Raw genomic sequence first — 20253 nt, 5'->3', positions numbered from 1 at the left:
TCGAGTGAGCTGATCCGTGCAGGCCGCGACGACTTTCCCTCCCCCCAGCTGTTCTGGGGGGAGGGAGGAACGCACGAGTACCAATCGACCGACCATCATCCCATCTGCCTCCCCGCGCGGGAGGCAGAGTCATCTGCGAGAGCGTGGAATGAAGCGCATCCTCACCGGGCTGCAGCCGTCGGGAACGCTGCACGTGGGCAACTACTTCGGCGCCATCCGGCCCATGGTCGACCTGCAGGGGCAGGGCGAGGTCTTCCTCTTCCTGGCCGACCTGCACGCGCTCACCAGTACCCGCGACGCCGCCGAGCTGCGGCAGTACACCCGCGAGGCGGCCATCGACCTGCTGGCGTGCGGCCTGGACCCGGCGCGCACCGTGTTCTGGCGCCAGAGCGACGTCGCGCTGCACGCGGAGCTGATGTGGATCCTGAGCACCGTGACGCCCAAGGCGCTGATGGAGCGCGCGGTGGCCTACAAGGACAAGGTGCAGAAGGGGCTGCCGGCCGACGTGGGCCTCTTCACCTATCCCATCCTCCAGGCCGCCGACATCCTGCTCTACGACGCCGACCTGGTGCCGGTGGGGAAGGACCAGATGCAGCACCTGGAGATGACGCGCGACATCGCCATCAAGATCAACGAGACGTACGGCGAGGGCACGCTGAAGCTCCCCGAGGCGCAGGTCAGCGAGGAGGTGGCCGTGGTTCCCGGGCTGGACGGCCAGAAGATGAGCAAGAGCTACGGCAACACCGTCGTGCTCTTCGGCGACGAGAAGACCACGCGCAAGCGGGTGATGTCCATCGTCACCGACTCCACTCCGCTGGAGGCGCCCAAGGACCCGTCCGGCTCCACCGTCGTGGCGCTGTACAAGCTGTTCGCGTCGAAGGAGGACGTCGCACGGATGGAGGACGAGCACCGCGCCGGCGGCGTGGGCTACGGCACCTTCAAGCAGCGCCTGTTCGAGGCGATGTGGGAGTTCTTCGCCCCCATGCGCGCGCGCCGCGAGGAGCTCCTCGCGCGCCCGGACTACGTGAACGACGTCCTCCGCGACGGCGCCGCGCGCGCCCGGGAAGTGGGCGAGCGCACGATGGCGAGGGTGCGCGCGGCGGTGGGGATCGACTGACAGGAAGTGCGGAAGTGCGTGAGTGCGTGAGTGCGCTGTTTCGGCGCGGGCACGCGAGGTTTCGCAGGATGCGGCCGGGAGGGTGGCGGCGATCGCGAAACGGGTGCGGGCGGCACGAAACCAACGCACTCACGCACTTCCGCACTCCCGCACTTCCGGTACGGTCCGTGCGTTCGCCACGGTGACCTGAACGCTGAGGAGAGGATGATGGTGGAAGAACGCTACGATTCCGACGATACCACGATCGCCGCGGGGAAGCAGGCCACCGAGCAGCCGCGCGAGAACCCCGCAGGCGACGCGCAGGACGGCGGCCCCAGCACCATGCTCACGCTGGTCTGCGAGAAGTGCGGCAAGGACTACTTCTTCGAAGACGAGCCGCCGCCGCCGGAGATGAAGTGCGAGAAGTGCGGTGGCACCGTGTTCCGCTCGTTCTACGACTCGGTGGGCGACGAGGCGGCCGACGACTTCCGCGACAGCACCGAGCGCGACCTGGACCCCGACGATGCCGAGGGCGACGTGATGCCGGGCGACATCATGGACCTCAACCGGCTCTGAGGGCGGCGATGGCGGACGGCGGACGGCCCAACCTTCTCTTCACCGGCTCGGGCGTCGCGCTCGTCACCCCGTTCGATTCCGGCGGGGTGAACGAGGGGGTGATGCGCGAGCTGGTGCGCTTCCACCTGCGCGAGGGCACCGACGCGCTGGTGGTCAACGGCAGCACTGGCGAGGCGACCACCATGTCGCCCGACGAGCAGCGCCGCGCGGCAGAGGTCGTGGCGGACGAGGCGCGGCGGGGCGGCGAGGGCGGGCGGAAGATCCCCGTCATCGTCGGCTGCGGCGGAAGCGACACGGCGGCGGTCTCGCGGCTGGCGGCGAACGCGCGCGCGGCGGGGGCGGACGCCATCCTCGTCTCGCCGCCGCCGTACAACAAGCCGCCGCAGCGCGGGATCATCGCCCACTACCGCGCGGTGATCGACGCGGCGGACCTGCCGTGCGTGGTCTACAACGTTCCCGGCCGCACCGCCTGCAACATCCTTCCCGAGACGGTGGAGGCGCTGGCCGAGGCCCCGCGCGTGGTGGGCGTGAAGGAGGCCAGCGGCGACATCAGCCAGGTGGCCGAGATCTGCCGCCGCGTGGGCGACCGCGTGGGCGTCTACTCCGGCAACGACGACCAGGTGGTGCCGCTGATGGCGCTGGGCGGCGTGGGCGTCATCTCCGTCCTGGCCAACATCGCCCCCGCGGACGTGTCGCGCATGGCGAAGTCGTTCCTCGCGGGCGACGTCGCCGAGTCGCGGCGGCTGCAGCTGCGCTATCTCCCGCTCATCGCCGCGCTCTTCCGCGAGCCGAACCCCATCCCCGTGAAGGCGGCGGTGGGGATGCTGGGCTACGACGTCGGCCCGCTCCGCCTCCCGCTGGTCGACCCCAGCGACGCGGTGATGAAGGAGCTGCGCGAGGCGATGCACGGCGTGGGGCTGGACGTGAAGGACTCTTAGGAAGTACGAGAGTACGGAAGTACGAAACCGCGCGCCGGTGGCTCGGGACGCGCCGCCGTGAAGTCCGCGGAGGCGGACTGCGTGCCGTTGTAGCCGCGACTTCAGTCGCATTTTTCCCCGCGGATCGTCTTCGTGTCCAACTCGCATCCACCCGCACCACACGACCGCTGATGCCCGATCCGGTCCGCATCGTCCTGAGCGGCGCCACGGGGCGCATGGGGCAGACGCTGGCGCGCCTGATCCACGAGGACGCGGCGCTGCAGCTCGTCGCCGGGATCGGGAAGATGCCCGAGCCCGCCTGCGAGGTCGGCTGCCCCGTGGTGGAGACGCCCGAGACCGCCGGCGAGTGGATCCGCGCCGCCGACGTGGTGATCGACTTCTCCGCCCCCGAGCTCCTCCGCCGCATCCTGGAGATGCACGGCGACACCCTGGCCGGGAAGGCGCTGGTGGTGGGCACCACGGGGCTGGGGGATGGGGAGCGGGGGATGATGGAGACGGCCGCGCGCCGCACCGCCGTCCTGCAGGCCGCCAACTTCAGCGTGGGCGTGAACCTGCTGGTGGCCTTGGCCGAGCGCGCCGCGCAGGTGCTGGGCGACGACTACGACGTGGAGATCGTGGAGGCCCACCACCGCCGCAAGGTGGACGCGCCCAGCGGCACCGCGCTGGCGCTGGGCGAGGCGGTCGCGCGCGGGCGCGGCGTGGCGCTGGAGGACGTGCGCATCGACGGGCGCAGCGGCCGCCCCGGCGAGCGCCCGCGCGGCCAGGTCGCCTTCCACGCTCTCCGCGGCGGCGACATCGTGGGCGAGCACCGGTTGATGCTGATCGGCGAGCGCGAGCGCATCGAGCTGGCGCACCTGGCGCAGGACCGCGCGCTGTTCGCCGAGGGCGCCCTCCGCGCCGCCAGGTGGATCGCCGGCAAGCCCGCCGGCAGCTACACGATGAAGGACGTGCTGGGGCTCTGACGCACGGTTCTTTCCATCTCCCTTTCGCTCTTTGTCTTCTGACGATGGCGAGTGGCAGGGAGATTCGAGACGCGGGGAGAAGGAGAGCAAACGCAGGAGGCGAGCGATGTCTGATCTCCCGAAGTCCGTCAAGCGCAGCCTGCGCGAGCTTGCCGGGAAGGCGCACGAGGCGGAGCTCCGCGCCGAGCTGGGGAAGCTCGCCGGCGAGTTCGACGCGTGGCGCCGCGGCGAGATCGACAGCTTCGACCTGAGCCAGCGGATCCACGAGTTCCACGACGGCGCCGCGCGCGAGATCTGGAAGACGTACAGCTACGGCCATCCCACCTCGTCGGTGGCGTACGCGATCCACGCCGGCATCCTGAGCCGCGACGAGGTGCCGCCGGAGGTCCTCGCCGCGCTGAAGCACGCGATCGGCGTCTACGAGCACATGGCCCGGCCGGAGGGCGCCGCCGAATCCGTCGCGGAGGACGTGGAGTAGCGTCAGGCGAGCCGCGGACGCGGACGCACGGCAGGGACGCCGTCCAGCATGCCGCGGACGCTGATGTCCTCGTCCACGTCCGGCCAGTGAACGCCTTCGCCCGAGCCGATCAGGCGCCAGTTCGCCCGCTGCTCCGGCGTGGCATCCGACAGCCGCCACGACCACGCCAGCGGGACGCTGATCGACCGTCCGTCGGCCAACTCGGCGATGATCGAGTCTTCGGTGACGTGAACGGCTGCCACACGTGCGTCAACCTTCAGGACAGTGCTCATCCCAAGCTCTCCTTATCGAATCGGTGTACGCCTGAATTACGCCTCGGACGCGGTTTAGTTCGCGCGGCGAGAAGCCGTCGTTGCTCGCGAGCATGATGGGACCCATCCAGAACTTGCACTTCATGCGGTCGCGCTCCGCATGGATGTGCATGGGCTCGTTGCAATCAAAGCTGTAAAAGTACAGCCGGTAGGGTCCGGAGACTCCGCGAATGGTAGGCATCCATCTATCGTAGGCGCCTTCAAGGATCGACGCCAGAACGGCACCTGCCGCACGGCTCCCGCTTGCTCCCCATCCCCCACCGCCACACATTCCTGACGACCCGTCGCACTTCCGCTCCGTCTCCCTGAAGCGCCCGTCCGGTGGAACACTTTCTCGTCAGCGTGGGGATTCCGGCGTCGGTGGTGGCGGCGCTGAAGCTGGGCACGCTCGGGCGGCTGGTGCTGGCGGGGGTCCTGGGCGGCCTGATCGGGCTGGAGCGCGAGCTGAAGGCCAAGCCCGCCGGGCTGCGCACCACGCTGCTGATCTGCGTGGGCGCGGCGCTGTTCACCAAGCTGTCGCTGGAGATCGCCATGCTGGCGGGCGGCGGCGGCGACGCGCTCCGCGCCGACCCCGCGCGGCTGGCGGCGCAGATCGTTCCCGGCATCGGCTTCATCGGCGCGGGGGCCATTCTGCACGCCCGCGGGCGGGTGACGGGGCTGACCACCGCGGCCACGCTCTGGGTGGTGACGGCCATCGGCATCGCGGTGGGCGCGGGGGCGTACGTGGAGGCGATCGGCACCACCGTCATGGTGCTCGGCACGCTGCTCCTGCTGGGGCGCCTGGAGCGGCTGGTGCGCCTGCGCATGGCCAACCGCAAGTACACCGCGGCCGTGGACGCGGAGAGCGACACCTTCGAGCGGCTGATCGAGTCGCTGCACGGCGGCACGCTGCAGCTGCGGGTGGACACGATGGAGAAGGTGGGTGAGGACCTGGAGGTCACCTTCCGCCTCATCGGCCCGCAGCACGAGCACGACAAGCTGGTGAAGGCGATGATCCGCGAAAAAGGCGTCCGCCGCTTCAAGCGCAGCTGACCGCCGCCGCATCTGCAGACTCCGCCGGACCGATCTCCCCATCCGCGCTTGCGGGGAGAAACATCTGACAGCAGTTTTCCGCGCGACGGATCCCGATCCCCACCATCCCCGCATCGCCCCGACTCGCGCGCGGCGGACCCACCGCCGACGCATGCGCGTGGCGCGGCGCGCGGGCGAGATCCGCATCCCGATCCCCATCCCCCGACGTTCCCGCACACCACAGAACACACGATGAAGCGAATCCACCTCGCGGCGGCCGCGCTGGCGCTGCTCTCCGCCGTGCCCGCCGCCGCGCAGAACGCGCAGGGCGTGCGCATCGGCTCGTTCACCTACTTCCGCGACACCGATCCGGTCACCGACGACGACGTGAGCTCGGTGGTGGTGCCGGAAGCCAGCGACTCGTACATGCGCTCCACGCTGGTCTGGCGCTGCGAGCGCGAGGGCGGCTACAGCATCGTGATCGACGGGTCGCTCTTTTCCATGGACGACCTGGTCACCGTGCAGTGGCGCTTCGACCAGGGCGAGCCGGACACCGAGGCCTGGCAGATCACGCAGGGCCACTACGTGTGGGTGCCCGGGGACGAGGTGGACCCGTTCACCGCCGCCGCGAAGCGCGCGAGCCGGCTGGCCATGCGCATCACCACGAAGACAGGCCGCGAGAGCACGCTGGTGTTCCCCATGACCGGCGCCACGGCCGCGTTCTCGCGCCTGCGCTGCCTGAGCCAGCCGCCGCGCGTGGCCGGCCAGCCGGTGGACAGCGCCGCGGCGGAGCCCGTGGAGAGCGCGCCGGCCAAGCCCGTGGAGCCCGCGCGCGTGAAGCCGTAGCCCGGCATCCCGGCCCGATGGATCGAAGCAGAGGCCCGTCTCGCGAGAGGCGGGCTTCTTCGCCATCTTCCCCGATCTTCCCATCCCCCTCGAACGCACGCAGACGCATGCCCGAACGCCGCCGCCTCGTCGTCAACCTGCGCGACCAGCGCCCCGTGTGGGCGATTCCGCCGGCGTGCGTGGACGAGATCCGCGCCGCCCTCCCGGAGGGGTGGGAGTGCGTGGTCGTGGACGCGTACGCGGACGGCACGGGCGACGGGCGGGGCGCGGGCGGCGAGGCGCTGGAGGCGGCGCGCGGGGCGGAGATCTACCTGGGCTGGGGCGTGCCGCGGGAGATCTTCCTGGCCGCGGGAGATGCGCTGCGCTGGGCGCACTCGGCGTCCGCGGGGGTGGGCGGCGTGCTGTACGCGGAGATGCGGGAATCGGACGTGATCCTCACCAACTCCGCGGGGACGCACGCGGAGCCGATCGCCGAGACGGTGCTGGCGATGATGCTGCACTTCGCGCGGGGGATCGACTTCGCGGTGCGCGCGCAGGCGGAGCGGCGGTGGGACAAGTCGCCCTTCGACGCGGCGGACACGCCGGTCCGGGAGCTGGCGGACGCGACCGTCGGCCTGCTGGGGCTGGGCGGGATCGGGCGGGCCGTCGGGCGCCGTGCATCCGCGCTGGGGATGCGCGTGGTGGCGACGCGACGGTCGTCCGCGGAGGGGCCGCCGGGGGTGGAGGTGATGACGGGCGAGGGCGCGCTGGAGCGGATGCTGGCCGTCTCCGACTACTTTGTCGTCACCGTCCCCCGCACGGCGGACACGGAGGGGATGATCGGCGCGCGCGAGCTCTCGCATCTTCCCCGCAACGCCGTGCTGATCAACGTCTCGCGGGGCGACGTGGTGGACGAGGCGGCGCTGGTGGAGGCGCTGCGGAGCGGCGGGCTGCGCGGCGCGGGGCTGGACGTGTTCGCCACCGAGCCGCTGCCGGCCGCGTCGCCGCTGTGGACTCTTCCCAACGCCCTGCTGCTCCCCCATGTTTCCGGCACATCCCTTCGCTTCTGGCGGCGCGAGACCGACCTGATCGTGGCCAACCTGCGCCGCTACCTTTCGGGCGAGCCCCTCCTGAATACCGTCGACAAGCAGGCTGGGTACTGACCTTGAGCACCACCGAAGTGGCCGGCGAGCGCGGCGGCGACCTGCGCGATGCCGTAGAGAACATCATCAAGGCGGCGGTCGCGCGCGGCGCCAGCGATCTGCACATCAAGAGCGGCGACGTGTTCCGCGCCCGCATCAACGGCGCGCTGATCCCGTTCACCAAGCAGCGGCTCACGCCCGACCAGACGCGCGCCATCGCCAGCTTCCTGATCCCGCACGAGCGCGACCGGGGGCGGCTGGACGACCTGACCGACTACGACTGCTCGTGGGGGCTCGCGGGCGTGGGCCGCTTCCGCGTGAACATCCTGCGGCAGCGCGGGTCGTTCATGATCGTGATGCGCGTGATCCCCATCGAGATCCCCACCTTCGAGATGCTGGGGCTGCCGCCGGTGCTGGCCGACGTGGCGGCGCTGGAGCGCGGGCTGGTGCTGGTGACGGGCGTCACGGGAAGCGGGAAGAGCAGCACGCAGGCGGCCATGATCGGCTACATGAACCAGAACATGCGCCGCCACGTGGTCACGCTCGAGAACCCCATCGAGTTCCTGCACCGCGACATCAACTGCTCCATCACCCAGCGCGAGATCGGCGTCGACACCGACGACTTCCGCCACGGGCTGCGGGCGGCGCTGCGCCAGGACCCCGACGTCATCCTGATCGGCGAGATGCGCGACACCGAGAGCATCGACATCGCGCTGAAGTCGGCCGAGACGGGGCACCTGGTGATCTCCACGGTGCACACGCGCGACGCGGCGTCCACCATCTCCCGCCTGGTGGCCGTGTTCCCGCCCGAGGAGCAGGGGATCGTGCGGCTGCGCCTGGCCGAGCAGCTGCAGGCGGTGGTCAGCCAGCGCCTGCTGCCGCGCAAGGACGGCAAGGGGCGCGTGCTGGCCGCCGAGGTGATGGTGGTGACGGGCACGATCCGCGACTGCATCGTGGACCCGTCGCGGCTGGAGGAGATCCGCGAGCACATCGCCGAGGGGCGGGTGACGTACGGGATGCAGACCTTCGACCAGTGCCTGATGGAGCTGGTGCAGAAGGAGGAGGTGGAGTACGAGGTGGCCAAGGCCGCCGCCACCAACCCGGGCGACTTCGAGCTGAAGATGAACATGCTCTCCACGCGCGGCGGCACGGGAATGAGCCAGTCGTACTTCTAGGGGACAGGGGACAGGGATCGCGGGCGCCGCCTGCAGCCGCCGCGCGGCTGCAGGCGGCGCCGATCGTTCGGGACCTTACGTTTTTCTTGCATTCTCGCGGATGAGCTCACAACCTTCGTGCCTCAGGTGTTTGCATCCTTGCGGCTGAGGGCCGCTTGGGTGCGCGGCGGCGGAGGAGTCTCCCCGCGCCGGCATTTCCCCCTCTGGAGGCTGACCATGCGGAAGATGCGGCTGGATCCGGAAAATCTGGTGGTGGAGGCGTTCCCGACCAGCGGAGCGGCCGGCGGGGAGGGCACCGTGCGCGCGCACGAGGCCGCGCTGCTCGAATCGACCTTCGATCCCAACAGCATCAGCGGGTGGAATAACTGCCTCTGCCCGCGGCAGTTCACGTCGCCGGAGTGCTGATCCGCCTCCGCTGAACCATCGCTGAAACACCCGGGGCCCGCGGCGCGTCGTGAAACGGCGAGCCGCGGGCCCCGTGCTTGCGACGCTCCGACGCGAACCTCAGCCGGTCATCAAAAACATGGCATTCGCTCTTCTCGCGCTGGCGCAGGTCGTGGGGCTGCTGCTGGTGCCGCTCGGGCTGCCGGGCACCTGGCTGCAGGTGGCGGCCATCGGCGTGTTCGCCTACGTCACGCGCTGGGGCGCCAGCGGGTGGACGGTGTTCGGCGTCGCCCTCCTGCTGGCCATCGTGGCGGAGGTGATCGAGTTCGTCCTCGGCGGCCGCTTCGCGCGCAAGTACGGCGGAAGCCGGCGCGCCGGGTGGGGCGCCATCCTGGGCGGGCTCATCGGCGCGTTCGTCGGCATCCCCATCCCCGTCATCGGCAGCGTGATCGGGGCGTTCATCGGCGCGTTCGTGGGCGCGGCGGTGCTGGAGATGACCAAGAACCCCGAGATGCGCGGCGCCATGCGCGTGGGCTGGGGCGCCTTCCTCGGCCGCCTGGCCGCCGTGGCGATGAAGTCCGCGGTGAGCATCGTCATCGGCGTCATCGCCGTGTTCGCCGCGCTGGCCATGGGGGCGATGGCGGGATGAGCGCCGCGGACCGGGAGGGCGAGATCGCCGTCGTGCTGGAGAAGATGACGGCGCTCGGGATGTGGGAGTGGCACCTCCATTCCTTCGACGGGCTGAACCTGACGCTCGCGGGGGGCCAGGACATGACGTACAGCCACTTCGCCCAGGCGCGGTTCCGCAACGTGGCCTACGTCTCCTGCCCCGTGCAGATGAAGCACGCGGTCTTCCGCCTCGCCACCGGCCACGAGGCGCGGGTTTCCGGCGCGATGGACGCGCTGGTGCCGGGGACCACCGCCATCGCCATCGAATCCGCCACGGCGAATGCGTTCGAGCACCTCTCCGTGATCGTGGCGGAGTCGGTGGAGCTGACGGAAGGCGTGTTCCGGTATTGAGCCGGCGTGGCGCTTCGCCACCTCCCTCTGGACGATCGTCGCGGGAAACCGCCGGGCTCGTCTTCTCGATGACGCGCGGCGGGGATGTTTGCGTCGCCAATCCGCCGGCCGCCCTGGAGTCGCGGTCCGATGTGTGCGAAGGGTGCCGCCACACTCTGCCTCGCGGATGAACCCACCTTCGGACGCATGGCTCGGGCTCCCTCGCGCGCTGGCGCGGGGGACGACGACTCGAACCGACCCGTCCCGATGAAGAAGACGCCCCCGCAGGACGCCTGGTTCTGGCTGATGCTGCTGAGCGCCACCGTGCTCGGCGAGACGGCCGGCGACCTGATCTCCATGACGCTGCACGTGGGCTACGGCGTGGGCACGCTGGTCCTGGCCGCGCTGCTGGCGACCGCGCTGGTGGCCGAGCTGATGACGCGGACCGAGCACCCGGCGCTGTTCTGGACGCTCATCATCCTCACCAGCACCACGGGAACCACGCTCTCCGACCTGATCACGCGCTCGCTGAAGCTGGGCTACACGCTGGGGACGCTGGCGCTGGCCGCGCTGCTCGCGGCGATCTTCGGCATCTGGCGGATGCGCACGCGCTCGCTCTCGGTGGAGCGGCTGGAGACGCCGGGCGTCACCTTCCTCTACTGGACCGCGATTCTCACCTCCAGCACCCTCGGCACCGCGTTCGGCGACTGGCTGTCGAACGACGCGGGGCTCGGCTTCGCAGGCGCCACGAGCGTCCTGGCCGTCCTGCTCCTGCTGCTCGTGCTGGCGGCGTTCTTCACCCGGGTCTCGCGCGTGTTGCTGTTCTGGCTGGGCATCGTGGTCACGCACCCCATCGGCGCGACGATGGGCGACCTGCTGACGAAGGAGGATGGGCTGAACCTCGGCACCGTGGTTCCCAGCATCGTGCTGCTCGGCATCTTCCTCCTGCTGTCGCTGTTCGTGAGCATGTACCGCCGGCGCCAAGGCAGGCAGCTCCGGGGAGAATAGCCGCGGGAAACCGCGGACGGCGGTCCGTCCAACGTGGGCTGGTCCTCACATTCACCCTTCGACGGGAGAGCGACCGATGTCCACGACAGGCGAGAAGCCGGGGAAGGGCACGTACTACTGCAGGAAGTGCGGGTCGCCCAAGGTGCTGAACGACGCCAGCGACGTGCTGCCGCCGTGCTCCAAGTGCAACGGCACCGAGTTCAACCCGTGAGGACGTGCGGGCGCTGAGTCGCAGCGCGCTGTAGCAGATGAAGGCGCGGTCCAGTCACGGCTGGACCGCGCCGGTGCCCTCCTGCGGTATTTACGGGCCGTTGCGGAACCGCGCCGCCCGCCGCTAGCTTCGACTCCCCCGCTTGGATTTCCGCTCCCGTCCCATCTTCGATCGCGGCACCCCCGGAGGCGCAGCATGTACCCCAATCAGCCCGGTCCGTACAATCAGGGTCCGTATCAGCAGGCTCCCTACCAGCAGCCGTATCCGCAATACAATCCGTACGCGCCGGCTCCGTACGCGCAGCCGCACGGGTACGACGCGCAGCGGATGATGCTGTACGACGCCAACAAGAAGTCGGCGGGCGTGGCGTACGCGCTCTGGTTCTTCCTGGGGATGTTCGGCGCGCACCGCTTCTACATGAACCGCAGCGGAAGCGCGGCGGCGCAGCTGGTGATCACGGTCACGTCGTGGATCCTGCTCTTCGTCTTCATCGGCCTCTTCACCCTGTTCGGCGTGGCCGTGTGGGTGCTGATCGACGCGTTCCTCATTCCCGACTGGATCCGCGAGCACAACAACCGGCTGGCCAACGGGCTGAGCTACTGACGGGCGGTGGGCGGCCGAGGCGCGGTTGACACCGTCCGCCGCCGCGGCGTAGGTTCAGCACAGGATACGGCAGGCGCGGTCCCAACTCGTGTGGGGCCGCGCCTCTTGCGTTGGTGCGCCCGGCGCGATCCCTGCAGCCCGCTGGCGGGGTTCGGCGCTGGGGCGGCCGGTGGCGCGAAACAGACTCGCTCGGAACGGCTTCGGGAAGAAGATGAGCAACGGCAGCTGCGTGGTGATCGTCGGCTCGCAGTGGGGCGACGAGGGGAAGGGGAAGATCGTCGACGTCCTCGCGGAGGAGATCGACATCGTGGCGCGGTACCAGGGGGGCGCCAACGCGGGGCACACGGTGCACGTGGGCGACGACGAGTTCATCCTGCACCAGATCCCCAGCGGCATTCTGCACCCCGACCGCACCTGCCTGCTGGGCAACGGCGTGGTGTTCGACCCCTTCCAGTTCTTCGAGGAGCTGGACGAGATCCGCGCCAAAGTGCCCGACGCCGAGCAGCGCGTGGGCGTCAGCGGCCGCGCGCACCTGCTGCTGTACTACCACAAGCTGCTGGACCGCGCCGCCGAGGCCAGCCGCGGGGCGGGAAAGATCGGCACCACGGGGCGCGGCATCGGTCCCGCGTACGAGGACAAGGTGGCGCGCCAGGGGATCCGCGTGGCCGACCTGCGCGACGCCGAGCGCGCCGAGCAGCTGCTGCGCCGCGCCGCCGAGCGCATCAACCGCAAGCTGGAGTCGCTCGACAGCGCCGAGAAGGTGGACGCCGACCTGCTGGTGCGCGACGTGATGGGCGTGCGCGAGCGGCTGCTGAAGCTGACGGTGGATACCGGCCGCGTGATCCAGGACGCGCTGAACGCCGGCAAGCGGGTGCTGCTCGAAGGCGCCCAGGGCGCGCTGCTGGACGTGGATCATGGGACGTATCCCTACGTCACCTCGTCGAACACCACGGCGGGCGGCGCGGGGCTGGGCGTGGGGATCGGGCCCACGATGATCGACGACGTGGTGGGCGTGGTGAAGGCGTACACCACGCGCGTGGGCGAGGGCCCGCTCCCCACCGAGTTTCCCAGCCCGCTGCAGGAGGAGATCCGCGAGAAGGGCGGCGAGTTCGGCGCCACGACGGGGCGGCCGCGGCGCTGCGGCTGGTTCGACGCGGTGGTGGTGCGCTACGCCGCGCTGGTGAACGGCCTGACCGGGCTGGCGGTGACCAAGCTCGACGTGCTCGACGGGCTGGAGGAGCTGAAGATCGCCACGCGCTACCAGGCGGGCGGCGGCACGCTGGACGACTTCCCCGGCGACCTGGCGCTGCTGGAGGATGCGAAGCCGGAGTACGAGTCGCTCCCCGGCTGGAGCGAGAAGACGTCGGAGGCGCGCCGGTGGGAGGACCTCCCCGAGGCCGCGCACCGCTACCTCCGCCGGCTGGAGGAGCTGACCGGCGTGCCGATCTGGTACGTGTCCGTGGGCACGCGCCGCGACCAGATCATCCACGTGAAGCGGTAGCCGCGTCTCGCGCCGGCGCCGGATGCGGGACGGACGGCGGCGGACTGGAAGATGCGGAAACGGCGCGGGCGCAATATCTTGCGCCCGCCGCTGCGTTTGGGGGATTGGTTGAGGGAGAGTGGATGGGGTGATGCGGGCTCCGGTGCGCTCCTCCGGCACCGCGCCCTCTCCGGCCGGCCGAGGCCGTCCACCTCTCCCGTACCGGGAGAGGTAGCTGGGGCGGGCATTCCGGCACGTCGAAACCCGAGGGTGCGCCCAAAGGTCGCAGGGAGCGCGCATGCTGGAGAGCCCCCCTCGCCCGGAACGGGAGAGGGCGAGCGCTCTAAGGCGCGGGGAGAGGGCGCGGATGCCGCGGACACGCGCCAATCTGAATCCCTCTCCTGCAGTTCAAGGCAGTCGTGAAGATCGAGACGAAGCAGAAGCAGATGACGGACGTGCGGAATACAGCATCGAACCAGGCGGAGATCGAGAGCGCGCTGCGGTGGGTGAAGCCGTCGGTGCGGTCGCTGGGGGCGTACACGCTGCGGCCGTACGAGCCGCGCATCAAGCTGAACCAGAACGAGAGCCCGTACGACGTCCCCGACGAGCTGAAGCGCCGCATCGCCGAGCGCCTGGCGGACCGGCCGTGGAACCGCTACCCGCCGTTCATCGCCAGCAACTTCATCTCCGCCGTGAGCGAGGCCACGGGATGGCCGGAAGACGGCATCCTGGTCGCCAACGGCAGCAACGAGCTGATCCAGGCGGTCCTCGCGGTCACCGTCGGCGCGGGCGCGACCGTCGTCATCCCCGAGCCCACGTTCACGCTCTACCGGCTGATGACGGAGGTGCACGCGGGGACCGTCGCCTCCGTCGCGCTCACCGAGGACCTGCGCTTCAACGTGGACGCGATCGTCCGCGCCGCGCGGGAGCGCGACGCGGCGGTGGTCGTCCTCTGCACGCCCAACAACCCGACCGGCGGGTGGCTGGCGGAGGACGAGATCCTGCGCATCCACGACGACACCGGCGCGCTGATCCTGCTGGATCAGGCGTACGTGGAGTTCGGGGGATTCGACGCGACCCCGCTCCTCGAGGGCCGCCCGCGGCTGGTCGTCCTGCGCACCTTCAGCAAGGCGATGTCGCTGGCGGGGTTGCGTGCGGGATACATGCTGGCGCACCCCGCGCTCGCCGCCGAGGTGCACAAGGCCAAGCTGCCGTACAACATCAACTTCTTCACCGAGGTGGCCGCCGCCGAGGTGCTGCGCGGCCGCGCGCTGCTGGCCGACAGCGTGGAGAAGGTCCGCGCCGAGCGGGATCGCCTGCTGCGCGAGATGCGCGAGGTGCCCGGCATCCGCGTGTACGACAGCGCGGCCAACTTCGTGCTCTTCCGCGTCCGGTCGCCCCGCATCACCCACACGCGGCTGTTCGAGCGGCTGCTGGACGAGCACGGGATCCTGGTGCGTGACGTGAGCAAGTACGCGATGCTGGACGGCTGCCTGCGCGTGAACGCCGGTACGCCGGAAGAGACGGGCGCCTTCCTGGACGCGCTGCGCACCATCATGAGCGAGGCCGCATGAGCCGCACGGCAACGCGCGAGCGGAAGACGAAGGAGACGGAGATCCGCGTCACCCTGGACCTCGACGGCACCGGCGAAAGCAGGGTGGCCACGGGGATCGGCTTCTTCGACCACATGCTGGACGCGCTGGCCCGCCACGGTGGCATCGACCTGGAAGTCGACTGCCGCGGCGACCTGCACATCGACGCGCACCACACGGTGGAAGATGTGGGGATCGTGATCGGCGGGTGCGTGCTGGACGCGCTGGGCGACAAGCGCGGCATCACCCGCTTCGCCGACGCTACCGTGCCACTGGACGAGGCTCTGGTGCGCGCGGTGGTGGACGTCTCCGGGCGCCCGTTCCTGCACTTCGACCTCCCCCTCCCGCCCGACCAGCCGCGCATCGGCGAGTTCGACGCGTCGCTCAGCGCCGAGTTCTGGCGCGCCTTCGCCACCGAGGCGCGGATCACCCTGCACCTCGACGGCATCCGCGGCGACAACGCGCACCACATCGTCGAGGCCACGTTCAAGGCGGCTGCCCGCGCGCTGGCCGCCGCCGTGCGCATCGACCCGCGCCGCGCGGACGTGGTGCCGTCAACGAAGGGCGCGCTGTGAGCCGGCCGCGGGTCACCATCCTGGACTACGGCGCCGGGAACCTGCGCTCCGTCGCGAAGGCGTTCGAGCACGAGGGCGCGGACGCGGTGCTGACGGCCGACCCGGCGGAGGCGGCGTGCGCGGACCGGCTGGTGCTGCCCGGGCAGGGGCACTTCGGGCAGTGCATGACGCGGCTGGAGGAAGCGGGATTGGGAGATGCGGTGCGCGAGCACGCCGGCGCCGGCCGCCCGTTCCTGGGAATCTGCGTGGGGATGCAGCTGCTGTTCGACGAGAGCGAGGAAGCGCCGTCGGTGCGCGGGCTGGGGCTGCTGCCGGGCCCTGTCCAGCGGCTCAGAACGGAGCTGCCGCTGCCGCACGTGGGGTGGAACGCGGTGGAGTTCATCCGCACCGCCGAGAGCGACCCGCTGCTGGAGGGCGTCGCGGGGCCGGAGCCGCGCTTCTTCTACCACGTGCACAGCTACGGCGTGCTGGAGGCCGACGGCCCGCACGTGCTCGGCCGCTGCACCTACGACGACACCTTCGCCAGCATCGTGGGCCGCGACAACGTGTGGGGCATCCAGTTCCACCCCGAGAAGAGCCAGGAGGACGGGCTGCGCATCCTGCGGAATTTTGCGGGGATGTAGCGCGGAACCGCCCACGGGGTTGCAATTGCATTCCCGCTCGGGTATGGTTCATCATCTAGCCAGACTAGCCAGACCGTCGTCACGGGAGGCGCCATGAACAACTGGAAGCTCGAAGACGCCAAGAACCGCTTCAGCGAAGTGGTCCGCCTCGCGCTCTCGGATCAGCCGCAGCGGGTCACGCGCAACGGCCGCGATGCGGTGGTGGTGATCAGCGCGGCCGAGTACGACCGCCTTTCCGCACCGCCGCAGAACCTATTCGAGTTCCTGCAGTCGTCACCGCTGGCGAAAGCGATAGCAGAGGATGGAATCGACTTCGAAATTGAGCGCGATCAGGATGTGCCGCGCGATATCGATTTCGACTGACGATGAGATATCTCCTCGATACGAACATCATCTCCGAAGGGCTTCGTCCGCGTCCCGATCCCCGAGTGATCGCTTGGGAGTCCGGGCAGTCCTCGCTTGATCTTTTTGTCAGCGTGCTTTCGTTCGGCGAGATCCGCAAAGGCGTGGAACTTCGCTTTCAGGATACTCGGCGCGCGGGGATCGAGCACTGGTTGAGTACGCTGCTGCCCGCACAATTTCGAGGGCGCATCCTGCCCATAGACGAACCAGTCGCACTGGAGTGGGGACGCCTCGCCGGCGAGGGACAGAAGACCGGCCGCGCGCTCCCTCCGGTGGATGGTCTGCTGATCGCCACGGCCATCGTGCACGGGATGACGCTTGTCACGCGCAACGAGCGCGACTGCGCCAACCGTGGCGCGCCCCTCCTCAACCCGTGGTCATCCTGAGTCTCTGATGCCGGAACGCGCTTCCTTCTACAAGGGCCATGGGCTCGGGAACGACTACATCGCGCTGGAGCTGGACAGGCTCCCGTTCGGCCTGACGCCGCCCGCCGTGCGCCTGCTCTGCGACCGCAACAGCGGCATCGGCAGCGACGGCATCCTGGGCGCGGTGGCGAGCGATGCGGCCGACTTCGGCGTGCGTATCTTCAACCCCGACGGCAGCGAGGCGGAGAAGAGCGGCAATGGGCTGCGCATCTTCGCCGCGTACCTGCTGGACCGCGGCCGCGTGCGCATCGGCCCGCACTTCACCGTGGAGACGCCGGGCGGCATCGTGCGCGTGCGCATCGTGGACGAGAGCGACGACGGCGTGCTGGACGTGGAGGTGGAGATGGGCACCGCCTCGTTCCGCAGCGCTGACGTCGGCCTCGCCGGCCCCGACCGCGAGACGGAGAACGAGCTGCTGGAGCTGTCCGGCGGCGACCGGGTGGCCATGAACACCGTCTCCATCGGCAACCCGCACTGCGTGGTCTTCCAGGACGAGCTGGACGTGGAGACGCTGCGCCGCATCGCCCCGCAGATCAGCACGCACCCGGACTTCGCGCGCGGCACCAACGTGCAGTTCGCCGTCGCCGGCGGCGAGCCGGACGCGGTGGACGCCTGGGTGTGGGAGCGCGGCGCCGGCGAGACGCGCGCCTCCGGCTCCAGCGCCTGCGCGGTCGCCGCCGCCGCCGTGCGCCGGGGGATGGTGAGCGAGCGGCAGGTGGCCGTCCGCATGCCCGGCGGCACGCTGCGCGTGGAGGTGCACGACGACTGGAGCCTGGTGCTGCGCGGCCCGGTGGAGGACGTCTACCGCGGCGAGATGACGCCGGGGATGGTGACGCGGCTGCGGGCGCTGGGGTTCGCGTCGTGAGCCTGGCCAAGCGCATCATCCCCTGCCTGGACGTGAAGGACGGGCGGGTGGTGAAGGGGATCCAGTTCGAGGGGCTGCGCGACGCGGGCGACCCGGTGGAGCAGGCCATGCGCTACGACGCCGAGCGCGCCGACGAGCTCTGCTTTCTCGACATCACCGCCAGCCACGAGGGGCGCCAGTCCACGCTGGAGATGATCCGCCGCGTCGCCGACAGCGTTTTCATCCCCTTCACCGTGGGCGGCGGCGTGCGCTCGGTGGACGACTTCATCGCCATGCTGGGCGCCGGCGCCGACAAGGTCTCCGTCAACACCGCCGCCGTCTCCGATCCCGACCTCGTCGCCCGCGCGGCGGACCACTTCGGCTCGCAATGCGTGGTCGTGGCCATCGACGCGCGGCGGGCGGCGCCGGAGATGCTGGACCGCATGCCGGGCGGCTTCGAGGTGTTCACCCACGGCGGGCGGCGGGGGACGGGGATGGACGCGGTCGAGTGGGCGCGGCGGGTGGAGTCGCTGGGCGCGGGCGAGATCCTGCTGACCTCGATTGACCGCGACGGCACGCGCGACGGCTACGACCTGGAATTGACCGGCGCCGTCTCCGCCGCGGTGCGCATCCCCGTGATCGCCTCGGGGGGCGCGGGGGCGCTGGAGCACCTGGACCAGGCGCTGGCCGCCGGGGCGCACGCCGTGCTCGCCGCGTCCATCTTCCACTTCGGCGAGTACACCCTGGCCGAGGCGCGCCGCTACCTGGCCGGCCGCGGACACCCCGTCCGCGTGTGACATGAAGTGACAACCCCGCCCGGCCCGGTCGTTGCAGAGAGCCGGGCGGCTTCAGGTCGTTCCCGCAGAAAGGCATTCCGAATGATTCAGACGGAGGAGATCCGGTTGACTCGTGCGTTCATGGGCCGCGCGCGCCCGCTCGCGGCGGCCGCGCTGGTGGCGCTGCTGGCCGCGTGCGGCGGCGACGGCAACGGCGGCGACGCGAAGGACGGAAAGGACGCCAAGGCGGCCGATCCCGCGGGGCAGAAGGGCGCGCAGGCGCAGCAGCCCGCGCAGCCCCGGGCCGCGCCGGCGAAGACATCGTGGGGGAAGACGGCGGCCGAGTCGCAGCAGTGCTTCAACCGGCTGCAGGCGCGGCTCGACTCCGCCGCCGCCGCGCTGAAGGCTGACTCCGCGGCCAAGAACCCCGGGGCCGGTCGCAACCCCGTGTTCGCGAAGGAGCAGGGGTGGTATCCCAAGAAGGGCGAGTTCCGCGACGGCGACCTGCTGCCGTGCAGCCGCATCGTCGCGTACTACGGCAACCCGAGCTCCACGCGGATGGGCGCGCTGGGCGAGTTCCCGCGCGACGAGATGCTGCGGCGCCTGCAGGGTGAGGTACGGCGCTGGTCCGAGGCCGACCCGAGCACGCCGGTGATTCCCGCGCTGCACCTGATCGCGGTGGTGGCGCAGGGCGCCCCCGGCCCCTCGGGGCACTACCGGGCGCAGATGCGCGACCAGGCGGTGGATTCCATCTACCAGATGGCCCGGTCGATCAACGCGATCATGCTGATCGACGTGCAGGTCGGCACCGACGACGTGCGCAACATCATGCCGCGCTTCGAGGAGTTCCTGAAGCGCCCCGACGTCCACTTCGCGGTGGACCCGGAGTTCTACATGCGCGGCGGGATCGTGCCGGGGCGCAAGATCGGGACGATGTACGCCGCCGACATCAACTGGGTGACGGACCAGCTCGCCCGCATCGTGCGCGAGAACAACCTGCCGCCCAAGGTGCTGGTGATCCACCGCTTCACGCGCAACATGGTTCCCGACGCGGAGAAGATCCAGCTCCGCCCCGAGGTCGAGCTGGTGATGGACATGGACGGGTGGGGCGCCCCGTGGCTGAAGCACGACAGCTACCAGGACTACATCGTGCGCCACCCCGTGGAGTTCACCGGGTTCAAGCTCTTCTATCACAACGATACGAAGAAGGGCGACCCGCTGATGACGCCGCGCGACGTGCTGAACCTCTGGCCGCAGCCGCTGTACATCCAGTATCAGTAGGCGATGTGGATGAGGTGAGGCGATCGGGGCTCCCGGGCATGGCTCGGGAGCCCCGATGCTGCTGGCGGAGAGGGAGATACGGAGATTTTGAGGGGCTCTGTGCTGGTGCGTGCCCCGCGAGCCCTCCCCCCCGCGGCTGAGGCCGCGTACCCCCTCCCGATAACGGGAGGGGGTAACTTCGAATGTGGCGCACAGGTGATTGCGCACTCGTCGGCTCACGTGCGATGCGTGGCCCGGACCCAGCATCGTGGCGCGTTCCGAAGCTTCACGCGTTGAGTTCTCCCCTCTCCCGCGGAGCGGGCGGAGGGGCCGCGGGAGGGGGCCAGCAAGGCGGGCAGGGCGCATCCCACCGACTCCGAAGCCTCTCCTCTCGATTCGTTTCCGCGTCGCCTCCCGTTCCTTCCCGAATCTCCCTGTCAACGCCGGGTGAAAGTCTGACACTTCTGGCGGCCGAAAATCTGACAGCCGGGAGTGGGTGACGAGCCCGAGTCGTCGCGTCGAAATCAGAGGGTGGAGGTGCTCGCGGTGGGAGTCGG

At 70.2% G+C, this 20253-nt stretch carries 26 protein-coding genes; 24 read left to right on the top strand and 2 right to left on the bottom strand.

Features of this window, described 5'->3' with window-relative positions:
* Positions 1 to 148: 148 nt before the first annotated feature.
* From trpS to VLK66_RS00970, 5 genes are all read left to right on the top strand, one after another.
* Positions 149 to 1117, top strand: coding sequence for a tryptophan--tRNA ligase (gene trpS / locus VLK66_RS00990; RefSeq protein ID WP_325307140.1), 969 nt, complete (start codon positions 149 to 151; stop codon positions 1115 to 1117).
* A gap of 204 nt (positions 1118 to 1321) precedes the next feature.
* A complete protein-coding gene (locus VLK66_RS00985) occupies positions 1322 to 1672 on the top strand; it encodes a hypothetical protein (RefSeq protein ID WP_325307138.1) in 351 nt (116 codons plus the stop codon).
* Between the two features lie 8 nt (positions 1673 to 1680).
* Positions 1681 to 2610, top strand: coding sequence for a 4-hydroxy-tetrahydrodipicolinate synthase (dapA, locus tag VLK66_RS00980; protein WP_325307137.1), 930 nt, complete (start codon positions 1681 to 1683; stop codon positions 2608 to 2610).
* A gap of 170 nt (positions 2611 to 2780) precedes the next feature.
* On the top strand, positions 2781 to 3572 hold the full coding sequence (dapB, locus tag VLK66_RS00975) for a 4-hydroxy-tetrahydrodipicolinate reductase (RefSeq protein ID WP_325307136.1): 792 nt from the start codon (positions 2781 to 2783) through the stop codon (positions 3570 to 3572).
* Between the two features lie 106 nt (positions 3573 to 3678).
* The gene (locus VLK66_RS00970; RefSeq protein ID WP_325307134.1) at positions 3679 to 4050 is read left to right on the top strand and encodes a hypothetical protein; all 372 of its coding nucleotides are present in this window, start codon (positions 3679 to 3681) and stop codon (positions 4048 to 4050) included.
* 2 nt (positions 4051 to 4052) lie between these two features.
* Here VLK66_RS00970 and VLK66_RS00965 read toward each other — a convergent pair whose 3' ends face one another.
* Together VLK66_RS00965 and VLK66_RS28570 are read right to left on the bottom strand one after the other, a co-directional pair.
* A complete protein-coding gene (locus VLK66_RS00965) occupies positions 4053 to 4322 on the bottom strand; it encodes a DUF2442 domain-containing protein (protein ID WP_325307133.1) in 270 nt (89 codons plus the stop codon).
* On the bottom strand, positions 4300 to 4542 hold the full coding sequence (locus VLK66_RS28570; RefSeq protein WP_414676445.1) for a DUF4160 domain-containing protein: 243 nt from the start codon (positions 4540 to 4542) through the stop codon (positions 4300 to 4302). The genes VLK66_RS00965 and VLK66_RS28570 overlap by 23 nt, the downstream gene beginning before the upstream one ends.
* A 140-nt stretch (positions 4543 to 4682) precedes the next feature.
* On the opposite strand from VLK66_RS28570, the gene VLK66_RS00960 reads away from it, so the two are divergent.
* The 19 genes from VLK66_RS00960 to VLK66_RS00870 all read left to right on the top strand — a co-directional run bounded on the left by VLK66_RS00960 (position 4683) and on the right by VLK66_RS00870 (position 19717).
* Complete coding sequence (locus VLK66_RS00960; RefSeq protein ID WP_325307132.1) at positions 4683 to 5393, top strand: MgtC/SapB family protein; 711 nt, start codon at positions 4683 to 4685, stop codon at positions 5391 to 5393.
* 231 nt (positions 5394 to 5624) lie between these two features.
* Positions 5625 to 6218: a hypothetical protein gene (locus VLK66_RS00955; RefSeq protein ID WP_325307131.1), complete on the top strand. Its 594-nt coding sequence runs from the start codon at positions 5625 to 5627 to the stop codon at positions 6216 to 6218.
* A gap of 107 nt (positions 6219 to 6325) precedes the next feature.
* Positions 6326 to 7360, top strand: a complete 1035-nt coding sequence (locus VLK66_RS00950) for a D-2-hydroxyacid dehydrogenase (protein WP_325307129.1) — start codon at positions 6326 to 6328, stop codon at positions 7358 to 7360.
* Between the two features lie 2 nt (positions 7361 to 7362).
* Positions 7363 to 8514, top strand: coding sequence for a PilT/PilU family type 4a pilus ATPase (locus VLK66_RS00945; RefSeq protein WP_325307123.1), 1152 nt, complete (start codon positions 7363 to 7365; stop codon positions 8512 to 8514).
* Positions 8515 to 8730: 216 nt separating this feature from the next.
* Positions 8731 to 8919: a hypothetical protein gene (locus VLK66_RS00940; RefSeq protein WP_325307121.1), complete on the top strand. Its 189-nt coding sequence runs from the start codon at positions 8731 to 8733 to the stop codon at positions 8917 to 8919.
* Between the two features lie 118 nt (positions 8920 to 9037).
* Positions 9038 to 9547, top strand: a complete 510-nt coding sequence (locus VLK66_RS00935) for a DUF456 domain-containing protein (RefSeq protein WP_325307119.1) — start codon at positions 9038 to 9040, stop codon at positions 9545 to 9547.
* Positions 9544 to 9918: a hypothetical protein gene (locus VLK66_RS00930; protein WP_325307117.1), complete on the top strand. Its 375-nt coding sequence runs from the start codon at positions 9544 to 9546 to the stop codon at positions 9916 to 9918. Before VLK66_RS00935 ends, VLK66_RS00930 begins: the two co-directional genes overlap by 4 nt.
* A gap of 246 nt (positions 9919 to 10164) precedes the next feature.
* Positions 10165 to 10905, top strand: coding sequence for a hypothetical protein (locus VLK66_RS00925; RefSeq protein WP_325307116.1), 741 nt, complete (start codon positions 10165 to 10167; stop codon positions 10903 to 10905).
* A gap of 76 nt (positions 10906 to 10981) precedes the next feature.
* Complete coding sequence (locus tag VLK66_RS00920) at positions 10982 to 11116, top strand: zinc ribbon-containing protein (protein ID WP_325307113.1); 135 nt, start codon at positions 10982 to 10984, stop codon at positions 11114 to 11116.
* A gap of 195 nt (positions 11117 to 11311) precedes the next feature.
* Positions 11312 to 11719 carry a TM2 domain-containing protein gene (locus tag VLK66_RS00915; protein ID WP_325307112.1) on the top strand — a complete coding sequence of 136 codons (408 nt, stop codon included), beginning with the start codon at positions 11312 to 11314 and terminating at the stop codon, positions 11717 to 11719.
* A 211-nt stretch (positions 11720 to 11930) separates the two neighbouring features.
* Entirely contained in the window at positions 11931 to 13220 is a 1290-nt protein-coding gene (locus tag VLK66_RS00910) for an adenylosuccinate synthase (protein WP_325307110.1), read from the top strand.
* Between the two features lie 398 nt (positions 13221 to 13618).
* Complete coding sequence (gene hisC / locus VLK66_RS00905) at positions 13619 to 14773, top strand: histidinol-phosphate transaminase (protein WP_325307108.1); 1155 nt, start codon at positions 13619 to 13621, stop codon at positions 14771 to 14773.
* The gene (gene hisB, locus VLK66_RS00900; protein WP_325307107.1) at positions 14770 to 15366 is read left to right on the top strand and encodes an imidazoleglycerol-phosphate dehydratase HisB; all 597 of its coding nucleotides are present in this window, start codon (positions 14770 to 14772) and stop codon (positions 15364 to 15366) included. The genes hisC and hisB overlap by 4 nt, the downstream gene beginning before the upstream one ends.
* Positions 15363 to 15989: an imidazole glycerol phosphate synthase subunit HisH gene (gene hisH, locus VLK66_RS00895; RefSeq protein WP_325307105.1), complete on the top strand. Its 627-nt coding sequence runs from the start codon at positions 15363 to 15365 to the stop codon at positions 15987 to 15989. The genes hisB and hisH overlap by 4 nt, the downstream gene beginning before the upstream one ends.
* Before the next feature lie 93 nt (positions 15990 to 16082).
* A complete protein-coding gene (locus tag VLK66_RS00890; protein ID WP_325307104.1) occupies positions 16083 to 16352 on the top strand; it encodes a type II toxin-antitoxin system Phd/YefM family antitoxin in 270 nt (89 codons plus the stop codon).
* A gap of 2 nt (positions 16353 to 16354) precedes the next feature.
* Positions 16355 to 16777, top strand: a complete 423-nt coding sequence (locus VLK66_RS00885; protein WP_325307102.1) for a type II toxin-antitoxin system VapC family toxin — start codon at positions 16355 to 16357, stop codon at positions 16775 to 16777.
* A 7-nt stretch (positions 16778 to 16784) separates the two neighbouring features.
* On the top strand, positions 16785 to 17681 hold the full coding sequence (gene dapF / locus VLK66_RS00880; RefSeq protein ID WP_325307101.1) for a diaminopimelate epimerase: 897 nt from the start codon (positions 16785 to 16787) through the stop codon (positions 17679 to 17681).
* Positions 17678 to 18457 (top strand): imidazole glycerol phosphate synthase subunit HisF, encoded by a 780-nt coding sequence (gene hisF, locus VLK66_RS00875; RefSeq protein WP_325307100.1) that lies wholly within the window; start codon positions 17678 to 17680, stop codon positions 18455 to 18457. Before dapF ends, hisF begins: the two co-directional genes overlap by 4 nt.
* A gap of 105 nt (positions 18458 to 18562) precedes the next feature.
* Positions 18563 to 19717, top strand: coding sequence for a hypothetical protein (locus VLK66_RS00870; protein ID WP_325307099.1), 1155 nt, complete (start codon positions 18563 to 18565; stop codon positions 19715 to 19717).
* Positions 19718 to 20253 lie beyond the last annotated feature (536 nt).

The sequence above is a fragment of the Longimicrobium sp. genome, from assembly GCF_035474595.1.
Taxonomy (GTDB): Bacteria; Gemmatimonadota; Gemmatimonadetes; order Longimicrobiales; family Longimicrobiaceae; genus Longimicrobium.
The sequence above is the reverse complement of the archived record's forward strand: the minus strand, read 5'-3'. Positions and strand labels throughout refer to the sequence as shown.

What these genes read in the sequence shown, in the direction of transcription:
- trpS (WP_325307140.1), top strand. Translation starts at nt 149, where the DNA reads ATGAAGCGCATCCTCACCGGGCTGCAGCCGTCGGGAACGCTGCACGTG.
- VLK66_RS00985 (WP_325307138.1), top strand. Translation starts at nt 1,322, where the DNA reads ATGATGGTGGAAGAACGCTACGATTCCGACGATACCACGATCGCCGCG.
- dapA (WP_325307137.1), top strand. Translation starts at nt 1,681, where the DNA reads ATGGCGGACGGCGGACGGCCCAACCTTCTCTTCACCGGCTCGGGCGTC.
- dapB (WP_325307136.1), top strand. Translation starts at nt 2,781, where the DNA reads ATGCCCGATCCGGTCCGCATCGTCCTGAGCGGCGCCACGGGGCGCATG.
- VLK66_RS00970 (WP_325307134.1), top strand. Translation starts at nt 3,679, where the DNA reads ATGTCTGATCTCCCGAAGTCCGTCAAGCGCAGCCTGCGCGAGCTTGCC.
- VLK66_RS00965 (WP_325307133.1), bottom strand. Translation starts at nt 4,322, where the DNA reads ATGAGCACTGTCCTGAAGGTTGACGCACGTGTGGCAGCCGTTCACGTC.
- VLK66_RS28570 (WP_414676445.1), bottom strand. Translation starts at nt 4,542, where the DNA reads ATGCCTACCATTCGCGGAGTCTCCGGACCCTACCGGCTGTACTTTTAC.
- VLK66_RS00955 (WP_325307131.1), top strand. Translation starts at nt 5,625, where the DNA reads ATGAAGCGAATCCACCTCGCGGCGGCCGCGCTGGCGCTGCTCTCCGCC.
- VLK66_RS00950 (WP_325307129.1), top strand. Translation starts at nt 6,326, where the DNA reads ATGCCCGAACGCCGCCGCCTCGTCGTCAACCTGCGCGACCAGCGCCCC.
- VLK66_RS00940 (WP_325307121.1), top strand. Translation starts at nt 8,731, where the DNA reads ATGCGGAAGATGCGGCTGGATCCGGAAAATCTGGTGGTGGAGGCGTTC.
- VLK66_RS00935 (WP_325307119.1), top strand. Translation starts at nt 9,038, where the DNA reads ATGGCATTCGCTCTTCTCGCGCTGGCGCAGGTCGTGGGGCTGCTGCTG.
- VLK66_RS00930 (WP_325307117.1), top strand. Translation starts at nt 9,544, where the DNA reads ATGAGCGCCGCGGACCGGGAGGGCGAGATCGCCGTCGTGCTGGAGAAG.
- VLK66_RS00925 (WP_325307116.1), top strand. Translation starts at nt 10,165, where the DNA reads ATGAAGAAGACGCCCCCGCAGGACGCCTGGTTCTGGCTGATGCTGCTG.
- VLK66_RS00920 (WP_325307113.1), top strand. Translation starts at nt 10,982, where the DNA reads ATGTCCACGACAGGCGAGAAGCCGGGGAAGGGCACGTACTACTGCAGG.
- VLK66_RS00915 (WP_325307112.1), top strand. Translation starts at nt 11,312, where the DNA reads ATGTACCCCAATCAGCCCGGTCCGTACAATCAGGGTCCGTATCAGCAG.
- VLK66_RS00910 (WP_325307110.1), top strand. Translation starts at nt 11,931, where the DNA reads ATGAGCAACGGCAGCTGCGTGGTGATCGTCGGCTCGCAGTGGGGCGAC.
- hisB (WP_325307107.1), top strand. Translation starts at nt 14,770, where the DNA reads ATGAGCCGCACGGCAACGCGCGAGCGGAAGACGAAGGAGACGGAGATC.
- VLK66_RS00890 (WP_325307104.1), top strand. Translation starts at nt 16,083, where the DNA reads ATGAACAACTGGAAGCTCGAAGACGCCAAGAACCGCTTCAGCGAAGTG.
- VLK66_RS00885 (WP_325307102.1), top strand. Translation starts at nt 16,355, where the DNA reads ATGAGATATCTCCTCGATACGAACATCATCTCCGAAGGGCTTCGTCCG.
- dapF (WP_325307101.1), top strand. Translation starts at nt 16,785, where the DNA reads ATGCCGGAACGCGCTTCCTTCTACAAGGGCCATGGGCTCGGGAACGAC.